Source organism: Novosphingobium mangrovi, from assembly GCF_022818885.1.
GTDB lineage: Bacteria > Pseudomonadota > Alphaproteobacteria > Sphingomonadales > Sphingomonadaceae > Novosphingobium > Novosphingobium mangrovi.
The window spans coordinates 23,341-45,890 of the sequence record NZ_JALHAT010000026.1 but is presented as its reverse complement, the minus strand read 5'-3'; the positions used below and the strand labels follow the sequence as shown (position 1 = coordinate 45,890).

Annotated in this window: 18 protein-coding genes; 13 read left to right on the top strand and 5 right to left on the bottom strand. The window is 63.5% G+C overall.

Going from position 1 to position 22,550, the window contains the following annotated elements; genetic code table 11:
* Nucleotides 1–93: 93 nt before the first annotated feature.
* A complete protein-coding gene (locus MTR65_RS13875) occupies nucleotides 94–1,143 on the top strand; it encodes a chemotaxis protein CheB (protein ID WP_243801206.1) in 1,050 nt (349 codons plus the stop codon).
* Between the two features lie 46 nt (nucleotides 1,144–1,189).
* Here MTR65_RS13875 and MTR65_RS13870 read toward each other — a convergent pair whose 3' ends face one another.
* From MTR65_RS13870 to MTR65_RS13860, 3 genes are read right to left on the bottom strand one after another with little or no spacing between them, the layout of a single operon-like run.
* Nucleotides 1,190–2,746 (bottom strand): DHA2 family efflux MFS transporter permease subunit, encoded by a 1,557-nt coding sequence (locus MTR65_RS13870; protein WP_243801205.1) that lies wholly within the window; start codon nucleotides 2,744–2,746, stop codon nucleotides 1,190–1,192.
* A complete protein-coding gene (locus MTR65_RS13865; RefSeq protein ID WP_243801204.1) occupies nucleotides 2,746–3,900 on the bottom strand; it encodes an HlyD family secretion protein in 1,155 nt (384 codons plus the stop codon). Before MTR65_RS13865 ends, MTR65_RS13870 begins: the two co-directional genes overlap by 1 nt.
* Nucleotides 3,893–5,308: an efflux transporter outer membrane subunit gene (locus tag MTR65_RS13860; RefSeq protein ID WP_243801197.1), complete on the bottom strand. Its 1,416-nt coding sequence runs from the start codon at nucleotides 5,306–5,308 to the stop codon at nucleotides 3,893–3,895. The genes MTR65_RS13865 and MTR65_RS13860 overlap by 8 nt, the downstream gene beginning before the upstream one ends.
* A 108-nt stretch (nucleotides 5,309–5,416) precedes the next feature.
* Here MTR65_RS13860 and MTR65_RS13855 point away from each other — a divergent pair, with 108 nt between their 5' ends.
* The 10 genes from MTR65_RS13855 (at nucleotide 5,417) to MTR65_RS13810 (ending at nucleotide 15,426) form a co-directional block, all read left to right on the top strand.
* Nucleotides 5,417–6,049, top strand: a complete 633-nt coding sequence (locus MTR65_RS13855; RefSeq protein WP_243801194.1) for a TetR/AcrR family transcriptional regulator — start codon at nucleotides 5,417–5,419, stop codon at nucleotides 6,047–6,049.
* Nucleotides 6,050–6,114: 65 nt separating this feature from the next.
* Entirely contained in the window at nucleotides 6,115–6,606 is a 492-nt protein-coding gene (locus MTR65_RS13850) for an asparaginase domain-containing protein (protein WP_243801192.1), read from the top strand.
* A gap of 171 nt (nucleotides 6,607–6,777) precedes the next feature.
* The gene (locus MTR65_RS13845) at nucleotides 6,778–8,235 is read left to right on the top strand and encodes a sensor histidine kinase (protein ID WP_243801187.1); all 1,458 of its coding nucleotides are present in this window, start codon (nucleotides 6,778–6,780) and stop codon (nucleotides 8,233–8,235) included.
* The gene (locus tag MTR65_RS13840) at nucleotides 8,228–8,698 is read left to right on the top strand and encodes a response regulator (RefSeq protein WP_243801184.1); all 471 of its coding nucleotides are present in this window, start codon (nucleotides 8,228–8,230) and stop codon (nucleotides 8,696–8,698) included. Before MTR65_RS13845 ends, MTR65_RS13840 begins: the two co-directional genes overlap by 8 nt.
* Complete coding sequence (locus MTR65_RS13835; protein ID WP_243801181.1) at nucleotides 8,695–10,509, top strand: putative bifunctional diguanylate cyclase/phosphodiesterase; 1,815 nt, start codon at nucleotides 8,695–8,697, stop codon at nucleotides 10,507–10,509. The genes MTR65_RS13840 and MTR65_RS13835 overlap by 4 nt, the downstream gene beginning before the upstream one ends.
* Nucleotides 10,510–10,642: 133 nt before the next feature.
* Nucleotides 10,643–11,050 (top strand): glycine zipper 2TM domain-containing protein, encoded by a 408-nt coding sequence (locus tag MTR65_RS13830; RefSeq protein ID WP_243801177.1) that lies wholly within the window; start codon nucleotides 10,643–10,645, stop codon nucleotides 11,048–11,050.
* A 308-nt stretch (nucleotides 11,051–11,358) separates the two neighbouring features.
* Nucleotides 11,359–12,117: an SDR family oxidoreductase gene (locus tag MTR65_RS13825; protein ID WP_243801176.1), complete on the top strand. Its 759-nt coding sequence runs from the start codon at nucleotides 11,359–11,361 to the stop codon at nucleotides 12,115–12,117.
* 83 nt (nucleotides 12,118–12,200) lie between these two features.
* The gene (locus MTR65_RS13820) at nucleotides 12,201–13,442 is read left to right on the top strand and encodes an SAM-dependent methyltransferase (RefSeq protein ID WP_243801175.1); all 1,242 of its coding nucleotides are present in this window, start codon (nucleotides 12,201–12,203) and stop codon (nucleotides 13,440–13,442) included.
* A gap of 127 nt (nucleotides 13,443–13,569) precedes the next feature.
* On the top strand, nucleotides 13,570–14,784 hold the full coding sequence (locus MTR65_RS13815; protein WP_039392546.1) for an argininosuccinate synthase: 1,215 nt from the start codon (nucleotides 13,570–13,572) through the stop codon (nucleotides 14,782–14,784).
* Between the two features lie 135 nt (nucleotides 14,785–14,919).
* Nucleotides 14,920–15,426, top strand: coding sequence for a septal ring lytic transglycosylase RlpA family protein (locus MTR65_RS13810; protein ID WP_243801174.1), 507 nt, complete (start codon nucleotides 14,920–14,922; stop codon nucleotides 15,424–15,426).
* Nucleotides 15,427–15,482: 56 nt separating this feature from the next.
* On the opposite strand, the gene MTR65_RS13805 is transcribed toward MTR65_RS13810, so the two are convergent.
* Nucleotides 15,483–16,292 carry a hypothetical protein gene (locus MTR65_RS13805; protein WP_243801171.1) on the bottom strand — a complete coding sequence of 270 codons (810 nt, stop codon included), beginning with the start codon at nucleotides 16,290–16,292 and terminating at the stop codon, nucleotides 15,483–15,485.
* Between the two features lie 519 nt (nucleotides 16,293–16,811).
* On the opposite strand from MTR65_RS13805, the gene MTR65_RS13800 reads away from it, so the two are divergent.
* The gene (locus MTR65_RS13800; protein ID WP_243801169.1) at nucleotides 16,812–18,248 is read left to right on the top strand and encodes an ATP-dependent nuclease; all 1,437 of its coding nucleotides are present in this window, start codon (nucleotides 16,812–16,814) and stop codon (nucleotides 18,246–18,248) included.
* Nucleotides 18,249–18,489: 241 nt separating this feature from the next.
* Nucleotides 18,490–19,377, top strand: a complete 888-nt coding sequence (locus tag MTR65_RS13795; protein WP_243801167.1) for a hypothetical protein — start codon at nucleotides 18,490–18,492, stop codon at nucleotides 19,375–19,377.
* Nucleotides 19,378–19,528: 151 nt separating this feature from the next.
* Here the strand turns inward: MTR65_RS13795 and uvrA are convergent, their stop codons facing one another.
* The gene (uvrA, locus tag MTR65_RS13790) at nucleotides 19,529–22,444 is read right to left on the bottom strand and encodes an excinuclease ABC subunit UvrA (protein ID WP_243801166.1); all 2,916 of its coding nucleotides are present in this window, start codon (nucleotides 22,442–22,444) and stop codon (nucleotides 19,529–19,531) included.
* Between the last annotated feature and the right edge of the window lie 106 nt (nucleotides 22,445–22,550).

Below are 22,550 nucleotides of genomic sequence, written 5' to 3'. Positions count from 1 at the left end.
TTTTGCGTAAGGCGCTTAAGGGAAATCGTCGCAGCCATTGACTTACCTCCGTGCCGATCCGGCAGTCCGGAAGCACAAGAGAGGTTTCACTCCATGCATGACGCCCGCGTCCTGGTAGTCGACGATTCCGCGGCGATGCGCGCCCTGTTCTGCGATGTCCTGGAGCAATCCAAGAACATCCGCGTCATTGGCACTGCCGCCAATGCCGCCGAAGCGCGCGAACAGATCGCCGAGCTCCAGCCGAACGTCGTCACGCTCGATGTCGAAATGCCCGGCATGAGCGGTATCGAATTCCTCGAAGAGATCATGAACGGGGGTAACCCCCTGCCCGTGGTCATGCTTTCCAGCCTGACCCAGAGCGGGACCGAGACCTCGCTCAAGGCCTTCGAACTTGGCGCGGTGGAATGCTTTCCCAAGCCCCTCAAGGCCACTCCGGAACAGTTCGCCAAAACGGTCGGAAAACTGGGCAAGATCGTCCTCGCCGCGGCCAATTCCAACGTGCGCGACAAGCCCCGCCCCAAGGCCGCGCGCGGCGAGGGCGAGGCGGGCGACGACGGCGGCTACCAGTCCAACGGCATGATCGCGGCCTTCAGCACCTCCATGGGCGGCGTCGATGCCCTAACAGAAGTGCTCGGGCAGTATCCCAAGGCCTGCCCGCCCACCGTCATCATCCTGCAGACCGAGCCGATGCTGGCCGAAATGTTCATCGCCAAGGCCGACAAGGACTGCCGGTGCACCGTCGTGGCCGCCGCGGATGGTGCCGAACTCAAGCCCGGCACGGTGCACATTGCCTACGATCCTGCCCGGCATGTGATCGTCGAGCCGGGCACGCCAGCCAGGCTCCGCCTGGTGGAGCGCGATCCGGTGGGCGGTTTCCGGCCGTCCGCGACGCTTCTTTTCGGCTCACTGTCGCGCGGCAACATGCCCGCGATCGGTGCCGTGCTCACCGGTATGGGCGAGGACGGCGCCAAGGGGCTCAAACTGCTCCAGGCGGCGGGCTGCCGCACGCTGGCGCAGGACCGGAACACGGCCACCGTCCCGCAGGCCCCCGCCGCCGCCGTCGAGGCCGGGGCGGCGAGCGCGGAACTGGGCCTTGCCGAACTGGCTGCCGACATCCTCACCAACTGCGCAGCCACCACGTAGAGCCCGCCATGCCGCGATAAGCGGCGGGAAGCCCGCTACCTTGCGCCTAGTGTCCCGACGCCGGTTTCATGCCGCGCTTGGGCCTGGGGGCGAACCAGATCGCAAAGGCAGCGACCAGAAGCGCGATGGCCGAATACATGGCAACGTGAACCGTGGCCTGCGCCTGGGCCTGCAGGGCCACGATCCGCTCGATCGCAGAGCGCGCCATTTCGAGCGGCATGCCCTGCGCTTGGAGCGCCGACATCGTGCGGTCCGTGTGGTTCATGCTTCCCACCAGGTCCGCACCATCGCTGCGCTCCAGATTCGCCCACAAGGTCGTCACGACCGAAGTCCCGATGGCCCCTGCCAGAGTACGCCCGAAATTCGAGATACCCGCCGCCGAGGCGGTTTCGTCGGGATCCACGGAGGCAAGACCAATGGTCGTCAGCGGCACGATCATGAACGCGACACCGATGCCCTGGATCAACTGCGGGAAAGCCACCTGCCAGAGCGTGGAATCGGTCGACCAGTACGTGCGAAGGTACGCGCAGAACGCCAGCCACGAGACGCCCAGGAACACCAGAAGGCGAGGATCGGCGCGCTGCATGAGCTTGGGCACGATAGGCGACGCGAAGACCGCCAGAACACCCGCGGGCGCCATCGCGATGCCCGCCCAGGTCGCGGTATATCCCATCCCTCCCTGCAGCCACTGCGGCACGATGACCACGGCCGAGAAGTAGGTGGCGAAGGCCAGCGCCAGAGCAAAGGTCGAGGCGCTGAACCCACGGTGTCGGAATACGGCAAGATCGACGATAGGGTGCTCTTCGGTCAGTTCCCAGATCACGAAGATCGCGAAGAAGATCACAGCAACGACCGCGAGGATGCAGATCGTGGTGTTGTGGAACCAGTCCCTGTCATGCCCAAGGTCGAGCATCATCTGGAACGCGCCGACCCAGATCACGAGGAGGGCAAGGCCCACCTTGTCGATCGGCAGGTAGCGCTTGGGCGAAGCCACATCGCGCAGCAGATAGGCAAGCGAGAGGAAGACCGCGACGACGATCGGCACGTTGATCAGGAAGATCCAGCGCCAGTCCCAGTTGTCCGAGATATAGCCCCCCAGGATAGGCCCCGCGATCGGTGCGACAACGACGGTCATCGCCCACATCGCCATTGCCTTGGGATGCGATTCGCGCGGGAAGATCTTGAGCAGCAGCGTCTGCGAGAGCGGCATCAACGGCCCGCCGCACAGCCCCTGCCCCAAGCGGAAGATCAGGAGAACCGTCAGGTCGCCCGAAACACCGCAAAGGGCCGAGAACAGACCAAAGCCAAGAATCGACATCAGGAACATCCGGACCACGCCGAAGCGTCCGGCCAGCCAGCCCGTCAGGGGAACACAGATCGCCTCGGCGACCGCGTAGGTGGTGATAACCCAGGTCCCGCTCTCGGTGGAGACCGCAAGTCCGCCTGCGATATGCGGAACCGAGACATTGGCGATCGTCATGTCCAGCACGACCACGAAGTTCGCCATCGCGAGGACGAAGGCGGTGATCGCAAGTTTGGCACCGGAGAAGGTCCCGCCCTCTCCGGGCGGTGAGGTCGGCGCAGCGGCAGCGTCCTGTGCCATTACCGCTCGCTCGTCAGGTCAATCTCGGCTTCCATCGAAAGTCCCACGCGCAAGGGATGGGCCTTCAATTCATCCTGGTCGAGCTCGATGCGCACCGGAAGGCGCTGCACGACCTTGATCCAGTTGCCGGTCGCGTTCTGGGCCGGGATCAACGAGAAGGCCGCGCCCGTCCCGCCCGAGAAACCGACGACCTTGCCGTGATACTCGACATCGCCGCCATAGAAGTCGGAGGTCAGCGTGGCGCTCTGGCCAGCCCGCACCTGCCCCAGCTTGTCTTCCTTGAAGTTGGCATCGACATAGAGCTTGTCGACCGGGACGATGACCATCGCGGGCGAACCGTTCTGGATCTTCTGGCCGACCTGGATCGAACGCTGCGCCACGACGCCTGCAATCGGCGCGCGCACTACCGTGCGTTCAAGGTCCAGCTTGGCGGCCTCATAACGCGCCTGGGCCAGCTTGATCTCGGGCGCGGTCTCCACGTCGGTTCCCCTGGTCAGGGCAACCGCGGCCTGCTCCTGCTGGCGCGCGCTGACGGCGCTGGCCTGGGCCTGCTTGAGCGCAGCCCGCGCCTGTTCAAATGCCGCTTGGGCCGAATCCAGCGCCTGCTTCGCCGAGGTCAGCTCCTCGGTCGACACGGCCCCCGAGCCCGCCAGGGCATTGCGCCGGGTAAAGTCCGAAGTGGCCTTTGTCAGGTCAGCGCGTGCCGCCTGGAGATTGGCCCGCGCGGTATCGATCTGCGCCTGGTTGGCGTCTGCGGCCGCGGCCAAGGCCTCGTTGTTGGCAAGAGATTGCCCGTACATGCGCTTGGCGCGTTCCAGGTTTGCTTCCGCCTCGGCAAGCGCGATCTTCTGATCCTTGTCCTCGATACGGAACAGGAGCTGCCCCTTGCGAACAGGCTGCGTATCCGTGACCAGGACCTCGGTCACACGGCCCGAGGTCAACGGCGTGACATCGGCGTTTTCACCAGCCACATAGGCGTTGTCGGTTGAAACCGAACGGCTGCCGATGAAGATTTCATAACCGCCCCAGAGCACCGCCGCGACGGCCACGACCGCGCCCAGCCCCATTAGGAGCGTCTTGCGCTTGCTCTTGTGGATGACGCTGCCCTTTTCCGGTGCGCCCTCGGCCCCGCCGCCCGTGTTCGTGTCAGTCATCGCTATTGGCTTTCTCGTCATTTTCTTCGGCATAACCGCCGCCAAGCGCGCGCTTGAGCGCGACATCGCTGGCGAGCGTTGCAAATTGGGCATCCAGCGCGGAGAGGCGCGCGTCGAGTTCAGAAGTCTGGCTGGTCAGGACCTCGATATAGGTGGTGAGCCCCGCCCCGTAGCGCTGTGACGCGAGACCGAACGCGGCCTCCGCCTCTGCCTCGACTTCCAAGGCGTGCTCACGCTGACGGGACGCGGAATCCTGGCTCGCAATCGCATCTGCGACTTCCTGCAGGGCCTCGATGACGGTCTTGTTGTAGCTCGCGACCATCGAATCGTACCCGGCCCGTGCCACGCGGTAGCGGCCGGACAGGGCGCCCCCCTGGAAGATCGGCAGGCTGACCGCCGCGCCTGCGCTGCCGTAGTCCGAACCGTCGTCGAACAGATTGGAGATCCCGAGCGACGTCAAACCGATCAGGCCTCCGAGGGAAACGTCGGGCAGGAACGACTTGCGGGCATATTCGGTGCCGCTTTGTGAAGCCTCGACAATACGGCGCGCCGCGACGATGTCCGGTCTACGCCCGGCAAGAGCAATCCCCGCATCTTCCGGCACGCGCGTCATCGCGATACCTTCAAGGGGAGTGGGCACAATATCCCGCGTCCGATCCGGTCCAGCCCCCAGGAGTGCGGCGAGCGCGTGGCGCCGCCTGGCAATCTGCTCACGGTTGGCGACGATCAGCCCTCGTGCGCGGGCAACCTCGGCCCGCGCCTGGCGCAGTGGCACTTCATTCTCCAGCCCTTGTTCGAACCGCTGGGCGGTAAGCTCCGCAGAGCTCTCCCGTACCTCAAGCGCTTCCTCGAGGACTTTCTCCCGCTCCAGCAGGCGTGCGAGGTCGAAATAGGACGAAGCGATTTCGCTGGTCAGGACAAGTTCCGCCTGCCGCACTTCGGCGAGGGCCGCCTCCGTGGCCGAGGTTGCGGCCGCAAGGAGCGCGCGGTTCTTGCCCCAGATGTCGAGGTTCCAGTTCGCGGACAGGGCCAGGGTCCCGTAGTCTTCCCAGCCCTGCGGAAGGGCGGATGCCGGAGTCCCGTTGTTGTAGCTCTGCTTGGCGAATTCGCCCGAGCCTTGCGCGCCCAGCGAGGGCAGCACGCTCGAACGCGAGGCCTGGAGCGCGCCGCGCGCCTGGCGCACACGTGCAATCGCGGAGGCCAGATCCGGCGAATCCGTAAGGGCCGCCTTGATCAGCCCATCCAGTTGCGGGTCATTATAGCCCCGCCACCACTGGGATGGCGGCCATTCCTCGCCCTGTCCGGCAGCGGCTATCGACCGCTCCATCTCGAACGAGGATAGCGCCCGGATCTCGGGCTTGGGGCCGAGGTCCGGCGCACATCCGGCAAGCGAAATCGTGGCAGCCAAGAGGACACTTGCTGCGACTCGTGAGGAAAATATCGTACTCATCAGTACACTTTTTATCGTTGCATCGCTTGCAAGAGTCAACGGAAAAGTGTACTATCAAGTTTAGTTATGGACCAGAACATTGGGAAACGGGAGCGCAACAAGGCGCGCAAGCGGGCCGAGATCGTAGAGGCCGCCCGCAGGTCATTCCTCGAGCAGGGATACGCCGCAACGAGCATGAGCGCGGTTGCCGATGCCCTGAGTTGCTCGAAAGCAACCATGTGGTCGCATTTTGCATCGAAGGAGGATCTGTTCGCGGCCGTCATCGACGACCTGGTGGGGCAATTCTCGCAGGAGATCGATGAAGTCCTGACCCGCCAGACCTTCTCGTGCCCGGCGCTGCGCCGGGCGTGTCTGCGGTTCCTCGACTGCCTTCTCACGGATCATTCGATCCGCCTCTTCCGTCTCGTGCTGAGCGAAGGCGAACGCTTCCCCGAAATCAACGAGATGTTCTACACCCGGGGGCCTGAAAAGGTCCGGCGCGAGGTCCATCGCTTCTTTGCCACTGCGTTTTGCGAAGACGATGCGCAGCGCCTCACGACCGTGGTGACCTGGGCGATGACAGGCTTTCGCACCGACATTCTGCTGCGCCCGGTAAAGCCCGATGCCATGGAGTGCGAAGCCTTCGTCGACGATCTCATCGCCTCGATCGATTGGGACAGCCTGGGCCCCCGCCAATCCCCGCCCCAGCCCTTCGCCTGAAGCTTGCAGGACAACTTGGTCCCGGTGCCTTTTTTGCCCGCAGCAAGGCTGCTAAAGCCACAGGCATGAACCACTCCCCCATTCTCGTCGTCACGACCGGCGGTACGATCGACAAAGACTATTTCGACGCCCTCAGCGAATACCAGATCACCGAAAGCGTGATGGGAAAGCTGCTCGAAACAGCACGGGTCGCACATCCATTCCGTGTGGTCGAACTGCTGCGCAAGGACAGCCTGGAACTCACCGAGGAAGACCGTGACCAGATCGCCCAGACGATCCGCGAAGCTCCCGAGATGCGGATCGTGCTTACCCACGGCACCGACACCATGACCAAGACCGCACAGGCGCTCGCCGGTATTCAGGACAAGACGATTGTCCTGTGCGGAGCCCTCACCCCGGCCAGGTTCGCGGAAAGCGATGCCGCGTTCAATCTTGGCATGGCCTTTGCCACGGCGCAGACCGCCGCGCCCGGCGTCTGGATCACCATGAGCGGCACCGTCTTCAACGGCCTCCAGGTGCGCAAGGACCGCGAGGCGGGCAAGTTCGTCGACATCTGAGCCCTCTCCCCGGACCTGCGGCGCCACCCTTAGGCAGGTTCCACAGGTCCCGGCTTCGTGACTTCCCAACCAATTGCCCTTTAGCCTGAGCGCTCTCCCGACACCTGCAGGTACTTGGCCTCGCGCCTGACCCGCCCGGGGAGACGAGAGAGCTTTCGCAAGGGGGCAGGCGTGACAACGACGATTTCCTGCGGGCACGAACTTCCGGGCGCCCTGCTCTATGCCCCCATCGGCGCTCTGATCATTGAGCGCACGGGCCTGATTTCCGGCGCCAACGCCAGCGCCGCGAATCTTCTGGGCGAGTCCGATCCCGAGCCGCTGCGCCATTCGCTGATCTATACCTGGCTTAAGGAAAGTGACGCGGAAACCCTGCGTCACATGGTCGACGTCCACTTTCAGGCGCCGGTAGAGACACGTGCGGGTTGGACCCGCCGCATGACGATCCCGAGCGGCGACGGCTCCGAACGTCCGGTTGAACTTACGCTATCCCCTTTCCCCGAGTCTCCAGAAGCCAATGCAATTGTGTTCGTGCGCAGTCTCGAACGCATCATGACTGCGGAACGGCGCTTCGCCCAGATATTCGAGAACCTCCCTGTAGGCCTTCTCGTCGTCGACAGCCGTCAACGTATCGTCAAGGCGAACCGGACGCTCGGTGCCGATTTCGGCTATTCCCGGGAGGAGTTGATCGGCCAGTCGCTGGCCACGCTGATCCCCGAACGCTATCGCGCGGCACATCGCGATCATCTCCAGGGTTATGTAAAACGCCCCAGTTCGCGGATGATGGGTGTTGGACGAGACCTCACCGGCCTGCATCGCTCAGGGCAGGAGTTCCCGATCGAGATCGCCCTCACCCGCCACGAGAACGCCAGCCAGCCGCTGTACATGGCCATCGTCACCGACATCACGCACCGAAAGCGCTCCGAAGTCGCCATGCAGCAGACCAACGCCCAGTTGGAAGAATTCACCTATGTCGCCAGCCACGACTTGCGCTCGCCCTTGCGGGGTATCGCCGACCTCGTCAGCTGGATCCGCGAAGACCTCGAGGGACAGGAACTCCCCCCCGACGTCACGCGCAATTTCGAACGCGTCGCGATCCGGATCGAACGCGCCGAACAGATGATCGACGACCTCTTGAACTACGCCCGTATCGGGGTACGCGATCCGCAGCTTGAAACTCTCCAGCCCCGTGAAGTGATCGACGAGGTGCTTGCGACGAGCAACATTCCGGGCAGCTTTTCCCTGGATATCGAGGTGGAAGCGGGCCCGCTGAAGGCCGCCCGTGCGCCCCTGTCCGCCTCGCTGCGCAACCTGGTCAGCAACGCGGTCAAACATCATGGCTCTTCCAGTGGACGCATTCGCATCGAGGTCACCGAGGATGGGCGCTTCACCGTCTTCACCGTCGAGGATGACGGACAGGGAATCCCCTCTGGGAACGAAGAACGTATTTTCAAGCTCTTCCACCGAGGATCGACCCGGGTGGAAGGCGACGGCGTCGGCCTCGCTTTCACCCGGCGCATGATCAACGCAAATGGCGGCATGATCTGCGTCACACCGCACGGTGAGATGGGAGGCGCCCGCTTCGATATCTACTGGCCACGCATTCTGCTTCGGGAATTCAAGGATGGTTGAAACGCCACCGGACATTCAAACACCTTCAGATGTCGTCGAATGCACCGTCCTTATCGTCGATGACGACGATGTGGCCATCGAGGGCGTGCTCCGTTCCTTCCGGCGGCACGACGTGACCTGCCCGACGCTGACGGCCGGGGACGGTCGCGAGGCCCTGGCCATCTTGCGCGGGGACCATCCCAGCAAACACATATCGCCGCCCTATATCATCCTTCTCGATCTCAACATGCCCGACATGGACGGCTTCCAGTTCCTCCAGGCGTTGCGCAGGGATCCAGCCTTGCGACGTAGCGTCGTGTTCGTCCTGAGCACGTCGGCCCGCGATCAGGACATGCGCCGTGCCTACGACGAACATGTGGCTGGCTACATGGTCAAGTCTGCCGTGGGCCCCCAATTCGCCCGGTTGGCCGACTTCATTCGCAAGTACACCGGCACCCAGAATCTCCCGCGAGACGCCTTATGACCAAGGACATGCACCGCTCCCCGCACGATCACCCCGGCACCGGTGACGAGGATCTTCTCGAGGTTCTCATCGTCGATGACGATGATGTCGATCGTGAAAAGCTCTCCCGCATGCTGCATCGCACGGCCTGGAACGTTCACGTCGAGGAGGCCGCTTCGCGCTGCGAGGCTCTGGAACTGATCCGCAATCCGGACAGCCGTTTCGACATCGTGTTTCTTGACTTCGGCCTATCCGACGGTGACGGCCGCGAACTGCTCCCGGCCATTCGCGAAGAACTGGATCCAGACTGCCCCATCATCGCTGTCACCGGTCATGGCAGCGCCGAGATCGCCGCGGATTCGATCAAGCAGGGCATGACCGAGTTTCTTACCAAGCGTATGCTCTCGGCCGAGAACGTCGCCGCTTCGATCAAGGAGGGCATCGCCTGGCGGCAGGATCGCAAGGCCGTGCGCCAAGCCGAGGCGGAACTGACCCACAAGAGCCTTCATGACCCTCTCACCGACCTGCCCAACCGCACGCTTTTCTTCGACCGCCTGACTCAGGCCTGTGCCCGAGCCCGTCGCAGCGGAGACAGTTTCGCCGTGGTGATGGTGGATCTCGACCGGTTCAAGGAAATCAACGACAGTCTTGGCCATGCCGCGGGAGACGTGGTCCTGCAGACGGTCGCGCGCCGGCTACGCTCCCATTTGCGCGAAGTCGACACCGTCGCCCGCCTTGGCGGAGACGAATTCGCCATCATCCTGGAGTCCGTCGCCACGGTGGATGCCGCCACGGCAATGGGCGAGAAGATCAATCAGTTGATCGAACAACCCGTTCTCCATGACAACCGTGTCCTTTACGTCGGGGCCTCCTTGGGCATGGCCCTGTGCCCACAGCTCAGTTTCTCGCCCACGGCGCTTCTCTCGGCCGCGGACAGCGCCATGTACAAAGCCAAGGCTGGCGTCGAGAAAACATGCGTGGCGCGCAGCCAGGAGCTTCAGGACCCCGACGAACTCGATCACAAGGGGCTCCTTGAAGAGTTGGCCGAAGCCATCGCGGCGCGCGAGATCCAGTGGCACTGGCAGCCCAAGATCGACCTGCTCCATGCCCGGGTCACCGGCTTTGAAGCCCTGGTCCGCTGGGTCCCGCACGACAGCGGCGATGTTTCTCCCGAACAACTCATCCGGGTGGTCGAGCAATCGCCCCTGATCGAGCCCTTCACGATCCTGTGCCTGGACACGGTGCTTGGCCAGTTTGCGACGGTCCACGAAGCCTGGCCGGACACCAGCATCTCCATCAACGTCTCGGCACGCATGCTGGAGCGCCCCAGTTTCGTCGAGAATGTGCTGAGAAGCATTTCCATGCATCAGATCAACCCGGAGCGCGTGATCCTGGAATTGACGGAAACCGCGCTCATCGCCCACCCTGCGCAAGCGCGGCGTGTCGTCGAAAAGCTCCACCAGGAAGGCGTGCGCCTTTCCATCGACGACTTCGGCGCCGGCTTCACCTCCTTTGGATATCTCCGGGACTTCACGATCGATGAAATCAAGATCGATCGCTCCTTCATATCCCGCTGCACCCAGAGCACCTTCGATCAATCGCTGATCACGTCCCTCGTGGTCCTGTGCAATAGTTTGGGCATCAGTCTTGTTGCCGAAGGCATCGAAGACGAATCCGTGCGCGCCCTTCTGGTCTCGCTGGGGTGCCCCTTCGGCCAGGGCTACGGCATCAGCCGTCCGCTTCCGTTCGACCACCTGCAAAGCTGGATGGTCAAATGGAACTCCAGCCCCCATTCCCTACCGGCTTACAGTCCGGAATCGCGCCTTCAATAGCAACCGCCAGCCGGGTCCTTGAACAGTGTCCCTGCGACAGATCATCCGGCGTTCATCCCTGATCCGGTTCATGTGAGGTTCGCCACGCTTCAGGCAAGGCACGGCCAAGCATACCGAATCAAGGATACTCTAAATGAAACATCCGCTTATGGGCCTCGTCCTCGCACTTGCCGGAGCAAGCCTGCTGCCAACGGCCGCTTTCGCCGATCCTCCGCGCCATGCACCCGCGCATGGCTACCGCAACAAGCACCATCGTGATTACCGCCATGACGACCGCCGCAGCCTGTACGATGCGCGCGGACGCTACCGTTCGCCCCGGCGTATCAGCCGCAATTCCCATGTCTGGCGCGGCCGCGATGGGCGTTACTACTGCCGCCGTGACAACGGGACGACCGGGCTCATCATCGGTGCGGGTGTCGGCGCCCTGGCCGGACACGAGTTGGCCGGTCGTGGCGATCGCACGCTGGGCACCATTCTGGGCGGCGTACTCGGCGGCGCGCTTGGCCGCGAAATCGACAAGGGCGATATCCGCTGCCGCTGATCACATTGATTTTCCGCTAAGACTTCCCCCCGCCGCGATGGAACTGCAGGAGTTCCGGCGCGGCGGGTGTGCCATTGATTTTGCCGGGCCTGTGGCACACCGGGCCCGCTCCTTACGCAACCTTTTCCTGCACCGGCCTTGCCGCTTTCCACACGCCAGCCCCCTTCCCTCGCCCGGCATGTTATGCTCCTATAGAGCACGATGCGTCTCTCCTTGTGCCACATACCCCGCTGGACTTCCTCGGTTAACGTGCCGGACAGCCCCGAACACGCGTCCTCCCGGGCGCTTCCTTGCGCGGATCACGGCGCGTGAGCGGCAACACCCGGACTGTCCTGATTACAGGAGGCGCCAGGCGTATCGGAGCCCATCTCGCCCGCGCCTTCGGCTCGCAAGGATGGCATGTCGCCATCCACTTCGGAAATTCACGTAAGGAAGCCGAAGCGCTCGCCGACGAGTTGCCGTCTGCAGAAACCGTCTCCTGCGATCTCGATGACTGGGACGCGGGCCCCGCCATGGTCCGCGATCTTGCCGAACGTCGCGGCGATTGGCGCCTTCTGGTCAATTGCGCGGCGGTTTTCGAATTCGACGATGCAACGGATCTGCAGCCCGACACGTTCGAGGCCGCGATGCAGGTCAATGCCGGGACGCCTGCCCGCATGGCCCAAGCCTTCTTTGCCCATGCCCGCACGCCATCAGGACGTCGCCTGATCCAGATCACGGATCAGAAACTGCGCAACCCCAATCCCGACTTCTTCTCCTACACAATGAGCAAGCACGCGCTTGCGGCAACGATCCCGATGCTTTCCATGGCGCGATCACGCCCGCAGGACCGGGTCTATGGCCTGGCCCCCGGGGCCATCCTTGCAAGTCACGACCAGACCGAGGACGAGACCGAGATCTCGCACCGCATGAACCTGCTGCGCCGAAAGACCTCGCCCGACGACATCGTGCGTACCGCGCTCTTCCTGGCGGAAGGCCCGCTTGCCAGCGGTGAGACCGTCTATGTCGATTCAGGACAACATCTTGTCCCCCAGCCCCGAGATGTCCTCTTTCTGGCACGAACCTGAAACAATCCCGGACTAGGCGCGCTACGCGCCTGTTGATCTGCCCCCCCAATTCTTCTTTTTCAAACTAGTGACGACTGGATACGATGGCCATTCTAGACAAGTTCCTCGAAAGTGGCGTGCGCCACGGCACCCTCGAAGTCTCGCGTCCCGATGGCTCGAAGACCCGGTTCGGCACGCCGACCGAAGGCTATCCCAACGTCCGCGTGCGCTTTACCGACAAGGCCGGTGAGCGCCGCATCCTGACCGACCCGCGCATCGGCGCAGCCGAAGCCTACATGGACGGCCAACTCGTTCTTGAAGAGGGCGACATCATGGAGCTCGTCCAGCTCCTGCGCCAGAACGCGCCGTGGGATCGCGGCGGCGAGGTCAAGGAGAAGACCCCGCTCAAGCTTGCCACCGACAAGGCTGTCACCCTCATCGACGGGATCAACCGGGCCACCAGCGCCAAGAAGAACATTGCCCACCATTACGACATCGGCAACGAGCTCTACAAACTCTTCCTCGATCTCGAGCACATGCAGTATTCGTGCGCCTACTGGCCCGAGGACGGCATGACGCTGGAACAGGCGCAGACGGCCAAGCTGGCCCATATCGCAGCCAAGCTGGCGATCGAGCCGGGCCAGCGCGTCCTCGACATCGGCTGCGGCTGGGGCGGCATGGCGATCTACCTCGCCAAGCATTATGACGTGAAGGTCCATGGCATCACGCTCAGCGAAGAGCAGATCGAACTCGCCAAGATCCGCGCCGAAGAAGCTGGCGTCAGCGACAAGGTCACCTTCGAGCTCGTCGACTACCGCGCCATGCCCAAGCGCGGCGACAAGTTCGACCGGATCGTCTCGGTCGGCATGTTCGAACACGTCGGCCAAGCCCAGTTCAAGCAGTTCTTCAAGTCCACCGCCGAACTCCTCACCGACGAGGGCGTGATGCTGCTCCACACCATCGGCCGCATGGGCGGCCCCGGCACCACCGACGCCTTCACCCGCAAGTACATCTTCCCCGGCGGCTATATCCCGGCGCTGAGCGAGACCGTCGCGGCCAGCGAGAAGTTCCGCCTGATCGCCTCCGACGTCGAGAACCTGCGCCTGCACTACGCCTTCACCCTGCGTGAGTGGTACAAGCGCTGCGTTGCGAACAAGGATGCCATCATCGCCCTGATGGATGAGCGCTTCTACCGCATGTGGATCTTCTACCTGGCCGGGGCCACCGCCGCCTTCGAGAGCGGGTCGATGTGCAACTACCAGATCCAGTACACCCGCCTTCGCCGCACACTGCCGCTGACCCGCGACTACATGGGCGCCGCCGAAAGCGCGCTTCGTCGCCGCTGAGCGGGCAAAGCCGTTCCCGCGGTGAGCTGCGCAACACCATTGCGCAGCTCACCGTTGCACACTTCGGCGGGTGCTGTTAGGCGCGCGTCCCGAAGAAGCGCATTTTCTCGCGGAGAACACGGCACCCATGTCCGACATCAAGAAGGTCGTTCTCGCCTATTCGGGCGGTCTCGACACCAGCGTCATCCTGAAGTGGCTTCAGGTCACCTACAACTGCGAAGTCGTGACCTTCACGGCTGACCTTGGCCAGGGCGAGGAGCTCGAGCCTGCGCGCGCCAAGGCCAAGCTCATGGGCCTGCCCGACGAGAACATCTACATCGACGACCTGCGCGAGGAATTCGTGCGCGACTTCGTCTTCCCGATGTTCCGCGCCAACGCCCGCTACGAGGGTGACTACCTGCTGGGCACCTCGATCGCCCGCCCGCTCATCTCCAAGCGTCTCATCGAGATCGCCAAGGAAACCGGCGCCGACGCCATCGCCCACGGCGCGACCGGCAAGGGCAACGACCAGGTCCGCTTCGAGCTGTCGGCCTACGCGCTCGATCCCGCGATCAAGGTCATCGCCCCCTGGCGCGAATGGGACCTCAACAGCCGCACCGCGCTCATCGCCTGGGCCGAGCAGCACCAGATCCCGGTCCCCAAGGACAAGCGCGGCGAAAGCCCGTTCTCGACCGACGCGAACCTCCTGCACACCTCCTCGGAAGGCAAGGTCCTCGAGGATCCCTGGGAAGAGACCCCGGATTACGTCTACTCGCGCACGGTGAATCCCGAAGACGCGCCCGACGCGCCGGAATACATCACCATCGACTTCGCCAAGGGTGACGGCGTCGCCCTCAACGGCGACGCCATGTCGCCCGCCACCCTGCTGACCGCGCTCAACGAGCTTGGCCGCAAGCACGGCATCGGCCGTCTCGACCTCGTCGAGAACCGCTTCGTGGGCATGAAGTCGCGCGGCATGTACGAGACCCCGGGCGGCACGATCTACGCCGCGGCCCATCGCGGCATCGAGCAGATCACGCTCGACCGCGGCGCGGCCCACCTCAAGGACGAGCTCATGCCCAAGTACGCCGAGCTCATCTACAACGGCTTCTGGTTCTGCCCCGAGCGCGAGATGCTCCAGGCCGCCATCGACCACAGCCAGGAAAAGGTCGACGGCACCGTCCGCCTCAAGCTCTACAAGGGCTCGGTTTCGGTCGTCGGGCGCAAGTCGGCGAACTCGCTCTACTCCGAGCGCCACGTCACCTTCGAGGACGATGCGGGCGCCTACGACCAGAAGGACGCGGCCGGCTTCATCAAGCTCAACGCGCTGCGTCTGCGACTCCTGGCCCAGCGCGATCGGTAATCTTTTCATCGCAAGCTAGCCGAATTTCAGGGCGGCCCGTTGCCATCGCGCGACGGGCCGCTTTTTATGGAGTCCCATCCTTGACGCTTCGCGGGTAAAAGCCGTTCCATCGTCAACGGCCCAGCGGGGTAGGTTTTGCAGGTTTCACGCTTCGGATTGCTGGCAGGCATTGCCGCCTCGGTCACGCTCCCGCTCGCCGGGCCCGTCCACGCCGATGCCGGGGCTGCCCCCATCGAAGCTGTCGCGGCCGTCGCCGCGGTAGAGCCCGCACCTGCCATGATCTCGCAGCCGGTTGTCCAGGAACTCCCGGCCACGCCGGAAATCGTGGAAGACGCCTTTGAATCGATCGGTTCGGGTGTCGCCAGCTACTACGGCCTGAAATTCGCCGGTCGCCGCACCGCCAGCGGCACCATCTTCGATCCCGAGGAACTGACCGCCGCCCACCGCAGCCTGCCCTTCGGCACGCAGGTCCAGGTCACCAATCCGCGCAACGGCGAAAGCGTCGTCGTCACCATCACGGATCGCGGGCCCTACCACGGCAACCGGGTTATCGATTTGTCGAAAGCGGCCGCACGCGAAATCGGCATTGTGCGCCGTGGCTCGGGAACGGTCGAACTCGCCGTCCTCGCTCAGGAAAGCTGAGCCACTCTCCCCTCTGACATCACCTCGCTGCGACCCGAGGCTTGCCCTGACGCCCTTCAAAAGGGTCGGACCGGCGCAGTCTGGAGGGGGTGGGGGGGGGACTGACTGCGCCGGCCTTCACTAGCGATAACCGCATTCCCCGAATTGCGTTCCCGCCCCCCGTCACTTTTTTCCAGAAATTTTCGCAAGCCCGATTCCGCCCCGTCCGAGGGCTCCGAAGGTGACACTCGTGACACCCTCCAGAGGGCACTGTCACCCACCTCCCCCGCGCCGCCCGGAGGCGCGCCCACCAGCGCATCCACCCGCCCGCACGAGGCCGCGCGCCAGCCGTCCCACTGCGCCCCGCACAGCGCCTGCGCGGCAGGCCAGTCAAACCCGCACGCCTCACCCTCATCAGCCTCCTCGTCCCCAGAGGACACGCGCGCCGCGTACCATTCGTCCTCGACCACCCGGCACATCGCTTCCGAGCCCTGCGCCACGAAGTCCTCGCGCCCCCGCGGCAGCACCGGCGAGACCGCGTCATAGTTCGCCCGGTCCTCCACCATGTCCGCCTCAGGTCTAAGCCCCGAGACCAGCGCCAGCACCTCGTCGAACCGCTCCGCCAGATCGGAGACAGAGTCCGCGCCCAGGACCTCCCCCGCCTGCCGGTCGAGCCGCCCCAGGTGCGCCAGCAAAAGCCGCGAGTCGAACCGACGCCGCACCCCCACCAGCTCGCCCCGGAACCACACACTCTCCTCCACGCCGTCCAGAGCGCGCGAGGCCAGCACCTCCTCGGCATGCTGACGCGCCAGCACCAGAGCCCCGGCCCAACCCGCCGCAAACACCCGATCCCGCCGCCGCAGCACATAGGCCGACTGGCGACTCATCCCCACCAAAGCACAGGCCCCACGCACATCCCCCCGCTCGGCCAGCGCGTGCAGGAACCGAACCTTGCGGCCCGCGTCCCAGCACCCGTTCGGCTCGGTTTGGGGAGTTTGGAGAGTGTCAGAAGAAGAAGAAGAGGAGGAAATGCGAGGGCCATCGCCCTCGCGCTCCCCAACCATCTGCGCAGGGGAAGACGTGAGGGCTGCGCCCTCCCCCGGCAGACCGATATCCCGGTCACACGGAATCCACCCCCGCCCAAACCGCGTAGGCGGCGACGCCGCCTGCCCCGCACACGACGATCCCGAAAAAGCCTGCACACTGTCGGTCATGGTCCACCCTTCCGATGCTCTCGAAAAGCCAATCCGCCGCGGAGAAACCCTCAACGCGCCGGGGTGAACCAGATCATGTATCGCATGTTCAGGGGTGTAGGAAAGCTAACTGCTCAGACCGATCGCAAGGCATTGACAAATAATAATTTTTAAACAAACTAAGTTCGGTAAGCAGCAAGGAACTTTAAGAAGATGGCACCTCTTTCCTCTGAAATGCGCAAGCTTCAAAACAAGTGGAAAACAGGGACAAGCTGGCCTAAACGGCTAGATTGGCTAGAAATTTCAGGAATTAGAGGCTGGACCGGACAAAGAATAGACTTTCAATTTCCAATTGTAGCAATAGTTGGTGAAAACGGTTCAGGAAAAAGCACCGTCTTGCAGGCGGCTGCGGCTGTTTATAAATCCGAACCAAAAGATCGATACGCTTCCGATTTTTTCCCTGACACTCCATTTGAAAAAATATCCTCCGCAACAATTCGCTATTCCTACAGGCAAGGGCAAGAATCTCAAACAAAGACTGTCAGGAAGCCCACAAATAGGTGGCGCGGAAACCCCGAACGCCCATCCCGAAAAGTCGAATATATCGACCTAAGAAGAATTCAGCCAGTAAGCGCTAGGACTGGATACGCACGAATTCTTAAACATGGAGTGAAGGAGGAAACCGCCAACAGCTTCGACAATTCCAAATTAGGAAGACTAAACAAGATTGTTGGAAAATCCTACAGCACAGCTGGAATTTCGACGACAGATGCTGGTATCGACAAGCCGGTTCCAGTGCTCAGCGTCAACGGCGTGAGATACTCCGGCTTCCACCAAGGGGCTGGTGAAATCGCTGCCGCTGAGTTGCTCGCAGCAGACTTCCCCAAGTACGGAATTTTGCTGATTGACGAGATTGAGACCTCTCTCCACCCTCGCGCACAACGGAGGTTAATGAGAGACTTGGCTGAAGTTGCACGACTGAATGAAATTCAAATCGTATTGACCACTCACTCACCATACATCCTGGATGAGATACCGCCTGAGGCAAGAATATATCTGATGGATGGCGTTGAAGGAAAGTCTGCAGTCTTGGGCGTCAGCCCTGAATTCGCAATGAGCAGGATGGATGAAGAGCAGCATCCTGAGTGCGATATCTATGTAGAAGATAAAAGAGCAGATACTTTTGTTGCAGAAATTCTCGCAAAGCAAGATCGGGACCTACTTACACGTTCTAAAATAGTCTCATTCGGAGCTGCTTCTGTCGGCGAAGCGCTTGGACAGATGGTGCAGGGGAATCGCTTTCCTCGCTCCTCAGTAGTTTTTCTGGATGGTGATCAATCCCCATCGGCCGGCTGCAGCATCCTTCCTGGAGATGAAGCCCCCGAGCGGGTAGTCTTCGAAAGTTTAAGAACGAAGGACTGGCCTGATATTTCCACTAGAATTAGTCGAGGACCATCAGAAACCATAGATGCCCTAAACGCAGCGATGACTCTGAGCGACCACCATGATTGGGTCAAAGAAGCAGCTGACAGACTTGTGATCGGCGGCGACATACTTTGGCAGTCGATGTGCGCCAGCTGGGTTGAGAACTGCGCAGACGACAGTTCATTGCAGGCCGTTGTGTCACCAATAGCAATCGCATTAGCCTAATCATTGCGAATGCACACCTCCGAGCGATCGCGACAAGTTCGTTGGCAAGTATCCTACCAAAGGCACACCTGCCCTCGACAGTTCGGGGAGCGCGAGGGCGATGGCCCTCGCATCCTTTCCCCTTCTGACTTCGTAAAATTGCGAAGTCCGGAAGCTCGTTAACTAAGTAAAGACCTCTAGGCCATAGACACCCCGGTCAGGCGCGCAGGCGCAGGGTGTGCGCGGTTAAGGGGTATGACACGTGGTTCACAGGTTGCAGGAGGCTTTCGCGACCCTTGAGGGCGAGCGGGACTACACGCAGGGGCTTGCGGCGTGGATTGCGGCGGGGGATCTGGACCGGGCCGAGGAGGTCCTGGCCGCCGACCTGGCCGCGCTCGACACCGATCTGGCGCGGCTGTGTCTGGCCACCCCGCGCGCGGCGGTGGAGATTTCGGGCTGGGCCGAGCTGGTCGATGCCGTGGACATGCACGAGGGTGCCCCGATCACCGCGCTTACCATCGGCCTTGCCAACGAGCTGGACGTTGCCTTCGAAAAGGACCTCCCCCACGCCCCCGTCCTGCTCCACGGCCTCTACACCGACGAGGCCTTCGCCTTTTCGGCCACCTCGCCCGAAGAGCTGCGCGCCCTGTGCGCCGCCGACGAGGCCCCCTGGGCCGAGCGCGAGGAAGACATCGAGCTCTATCTGGAGATCGACGGCCTCACCGCGATCAACACCGCGCTGCTGCGCCACAAGCGCCGCTACTTCATCCGCGAGGACGCAGGCGGCGCCCCGGCCCCGCGCGCCTATGTCGAGGCCGTGCTCGCCGCCTGGCTGCGCGCGCTGCGCTTCCATCAGGCCGTCGCCACCGAAGTCGCCGTGCAGGGCCTGCCGGGCCGCGTCGCGGTGATCTCGGGCACGGTCGACATGGGCACCGAGGCGGCCATGGTCCACCTCGCAAAGGGCGCGCTGACCGACGACACCTTCGGCTCGCTCGCCGCCGTAAGCCTCCAGCGCAAGGTGCCCCTCCCCGCCTACGACCCCAACGCCAACGGCTCGGCCATCCGCCGCAAGGTCGTCGCCGCCGAAGCCGAACACGCCCCACCGCCGCGCAAACCCGGCTTCTTCGCGCGCCTCTTCGGAAAGCGCTGAGGAAGGGGGGAGGAGAGATTCAAGGGGCCATCGCCCCTTGACCCCAAAACGGGCAACCTCACCTTCCTGGCGCCACGTGGCGCGCGGGACGTGAACTCGACAGTTTGGGGAGCCCGAGGGCAATGGCCCTCGGAATCATCCCCTTTCTGCCTTACGCTTCCAGCAGGGGCTTGAGGTAGTGCCCGGTGAAGGAGCGTTCGTTCTTTACCACGTCCTCGGGCGTTCCGGTCGCGACGATCTCGCCCCCGCGCACGCCGCCTTCGGGACCCAGGTCAATCAGCCAGTCGGCGGTCTTGATGACATCAAGGTTGTGTTCGATGACAACGACCGAGTTGCCCTGCTCGACGAGGCGATGCAGCACTTCCAGAAGCTTGCGCACGTCCTCGAAGTGGAGGCCCGTGGTCGGCTCATCGAGGATATAGAGCGTCTGCCCGGTCGAGCGGCGCGCCAGTTCCTTGGCGAGCTTGACGCGCTGCGCCTCACCGCCCGAGAGCGTCGTCGCCTGCTGGCCAACCTTGATGTAGCCAAGGCCCACCTCGCACAGCATCTGCATCTTGTCGCGGATCGGCGGGACCGCCTTGAAGAACTCGACCGCGTCCTCGATCGTCATGTCGAGCACGTCGGCGATCGAGTGGCCCTTGAACTTCACCTCCAGCGTCTCGCGGTTGTAGCGCTTGCCGTCGCATTCCTCGCAGGTGACGTAGACGTCGGGGAGGAAGTGCATCTCGATCTTGATGAGGCCATCGCCATGGCACGCCTCGCAGCGCCCGCCCTTGACGTTGAAGCTGAAGCGCCCGGGCTTGTAGCCGCGCGCTTCGGATTCGGGGAGCCCGGCAAACCAGTCGCGGATCTGGGTGAAGGCGCCGGTGTAGGTCGCCGGGTTCGAGCGCGGGGTGCGCCCGATCGGGGACTGGTCGATCTCGATCACCTTGTCGCAGGCTTCGAGCCCGCGGATCGCATCGTGGGGCCCCGCGATCACGCGCGCGCCGTTGAGGGTACGGCTCGCGCCCGCCTGCAGCGTGTCGATGGTGAGCGAGGACTTGCCCGAGCCCGAGACGCCGGTCACGCAGCAGAAGGTACCCAGCGGAAACTGCGCGGTGACGCCCTTCAGGTTGTTCGCCCGCGCGTTCTCGACCGTCACCGACTTGCCGTTGCCCTTGCGGCGCGTGGCCGGGACCTCGATCTTGCGTTCGCCGGTGAGGTACTGCGCGGTAAGGCTGGTCTTGCTCTTGAGCACCTGCTTCAAGGTGCCCTCGGCGACGATCTCGCCGCCGTGGACGCCCGCGCCGGGGCCCAGGTCCACCACGTAGTCCGCCGCGCGGATCGCGTCCTCGTCATGCTCGACGACGATCACCGTGTTGCCAAGGTCCCGCAAGCGCTTCAGGGTTTCCAGCAGGCGGTCGTTGTCGCGCTGGTGCAGGCCGATGGAGGGCTCGTCCAGCACGTAGAGCACGCCCGAAAGCCCCGAACCGATCTGGCTGGCAAGGCGAATGCGCTGGCTCTCACCGCCCGAAAGCGTACCCGACGTGCGGTCGAGGTTGAGGTAGTCGAGCCCGACGTTGTTGAGGAAGCCCAGGCGCTCGTTGATCTCTTTCAGGATGGCCTTGGCGATCTGCGCCTGCTGGTCGGTGAGCTTGCCTTCGAGGCTCCCGAACCAGGCGAAGGCATCCGCCACCGAAAGCCGCGCGGCGTCGGCGATGTCGCTTTGCGCGAGGCGCACGCACAGCGCCTCGGGCTTGAGGCGCTTGCCGTCGCACACCTCGCAGGGCTGCGCGGTCTGGAAGCGCTGGAGCTCCTCGCGCATCAGCGCGCTGTCGGTCTGGACCAGGCGGCGGTTGAGGTTGCCGATCACGCCCTCGAAGGGCTTGGTGACGGTGTATTCCTTGCGCCCGTCCTTGAAGGTCAGCGGCACCGGGGAACCGGCCGTGCCGTAGAGAATGACGATGCGCACCTCGGTCGGCAGGTCCTGCCAGGGGGTGGTGAGATCGAAGCCGAAGTGGTCGGCCAGGCTGCCCAGCACCTGCATGTAATAGGGCGAGGGCGGGTTCGACTTGGCCCAGGGCACGAGCGCGCCCTGCTTGAGCGTCAGCCCCTCGTTGGGCACGACGAGCTGGGGGTCGAACTCCATCTTTTCGCCCAGACCGTCGCAGGCCGGGCACGCGCCCTGCGGCGCGTTGAAGGAGAACAGGCGCGGCTCGATCTCTTCAATCGTGAAGCCCGAGACCGGACAGGCGAACTTTTCCGAAAAGACGATGCGGTTGGCCGGAAGGCCTGCGCCCTTCAGGTTCTTCTTGCCCTTGGCGCCCTTCGCAGCCTCGGCCTCGTCCTCGCGCCCCGGCACGACGCCATCGGCGAGATCGACATAGGCAAGCCCCTCGGCCAACTTGAGCGCCTGCTCGAAGCTGTCGGCCAGACGCGTCTGGATGCCGTCCTTGACCGCGATGCGGTCCACCACGACCTCGATGTCGTGCTTGTACTTCTTGTCGAGCGCGGGCGCGTCCTCGATGGGGTAGAGCTCGCCATCGATGCGCACGCGGGTAAAGCCCGACTTCTGCCACTCGGCCAGTTCCTTGCGGTACTCGCCCTTGCGGCCGCGCACGACAGGGGCCAGCAGGTAGAGGCGCGTGCCCTCGGGCAGTTCCATCACCCTGTCGACCATGTTGGAGACGGTCTGCGCCTCGATGGGAAGGCCGGTCGCGGGCGAATAGGGCACACCCACGCGCGCCCAGAGCAGGCGCATGTAGTCCCAGATCTCGGTCACGGTAGCGACGGTCGAGCGCGGGTTGCGGCTCGTCGTCTTCTGCTCGATGGAAATGGCGGGGCTGAGGCCGTCGATGTGCTCCACATCGGGCTTCTGCATCATCTCGAGGAACTGGCGCGCGTAGGCCGAGAGGCTCTCGACATAGCGGCGCTGGCCTTCGGCGTAGATCGTGTCGAAGGCGAGGCTCGACTTGCCCGACCCCGAAAGCCCGGTGATGACGATCAGCTTGTCGCGCGGCAGCGCGATATCGAAGCCCTTGAGGTTATGCTCGCGCGCACCGCGCACGGTGATGTGGGTCAGACTCATGGGGGCCTATGTTCCAGATTTGTTCGCGCCGTTCAAGCGCCCGGCGCGCAGATTGGCCCCCTAGATATGTCCGCGGGCCCCAAGCGCAATGCCTTGAGGGCCCTGC

What these genes read in the sequence shown, in the direction of transcription:
- MTR65_RS13875 (WP_243801206.1), top strand. Translation starts at nt 94, where the DNA reads ATGCATGACGCCCGCGTCCTGGTAGTCGACGATTCCGCGGCGATGCGC.
- MTR65_RS13870 (WP_243801205.1), bottom strand. Translation starts at nt 2,746, where the DNA reads ATGGCACAGGACGCTGCCGCTGCGCCGACCTCACCGCCCGGAGAGGGC.
- MTR65_RS13865 (WP_243801204.1), bottom strand. Translation starts at nt 3,900, where the DNA reads ATGACTGACACGAACACGGGCGGCGGGGCCGAGGGCGCACCGGAAAAG.
- MTR65_RS13855 (WP_243801194.1), top strand. Translation starts at nt 5,417, where the DNA reads ATGGACCAGAACATTGGGAAACGGGAGCGCAACAAGGCGCGCAAGCGG.
- MTR65_RS13850 (WP_243801192.1), top strand. Translation starts at nt 6,115, where the DNA reads ATGAACCACTCCCCCATTCTCGTCGTCACGACCGGCGGTACGATCGAC.
- MTR65_RS13840 (WP_243801184.1), top strand. Translation starts at nt 8,228, where the DNA reads ATGGTTGAAACGCCACCGGACATTCAAACACCTTCAGATGTCGTCGAA.
- MTR65_RS13835 (WP_243801181.1), top strand. Translation starts at nt 8,695, where the DNA reads ATGACCAAGGACATGCACCGCTCCCCGCACGATCACCCCGGCACCGGT.
- MTR65_RS13830 (WP_243801177.1), top strand. Translation starts at nt 10,643, where the DNA reads ATGAAACATCCGCTTATGGGCCTCGTCCTCGCACTTGCCGGAGCAAGC.
- MTR65_RS13820 (WP_243801175.1), top strand. Translation starts at nt 12,201, where the DNA reads ATGGCCATTCTAGACAAGTTCCTCGAAAGTGGCGTGCGCCACGGCACC.
- MTR65_RS13815 (WP_039392546.1), top strand. Translation starts at nt 13,570, where the DNA reads ATGTCCGACATCAAGAAGGTCGTTCTCGCCTATTCGGGCGGTCTCGAC.
- MTR65_RS13805 (WP_243801171.1), bottom strand. Translation starts at nt 16,292, where the DNA reads ATGAGTCGCCAGTCGGCCTATGTGCTGCGGCGGCGGGATCGGGTGTTT.
- MTR65_RS13800 (WP_243801169.1), top strand. Translation starts at nt 16,812, where the DNA reads ATGGCACCTCTTTCCTCTGAAATGCGCAAGCTTCAAAACAAGTGGAAA.
- uvrA (WP_243801166.1), bottom strand. Translation starts at nt 22,444, where the DNA reads ATGAGTCTGACCCACATCACCGTGCGCGGTGCGCGCGAGCATAACCTC.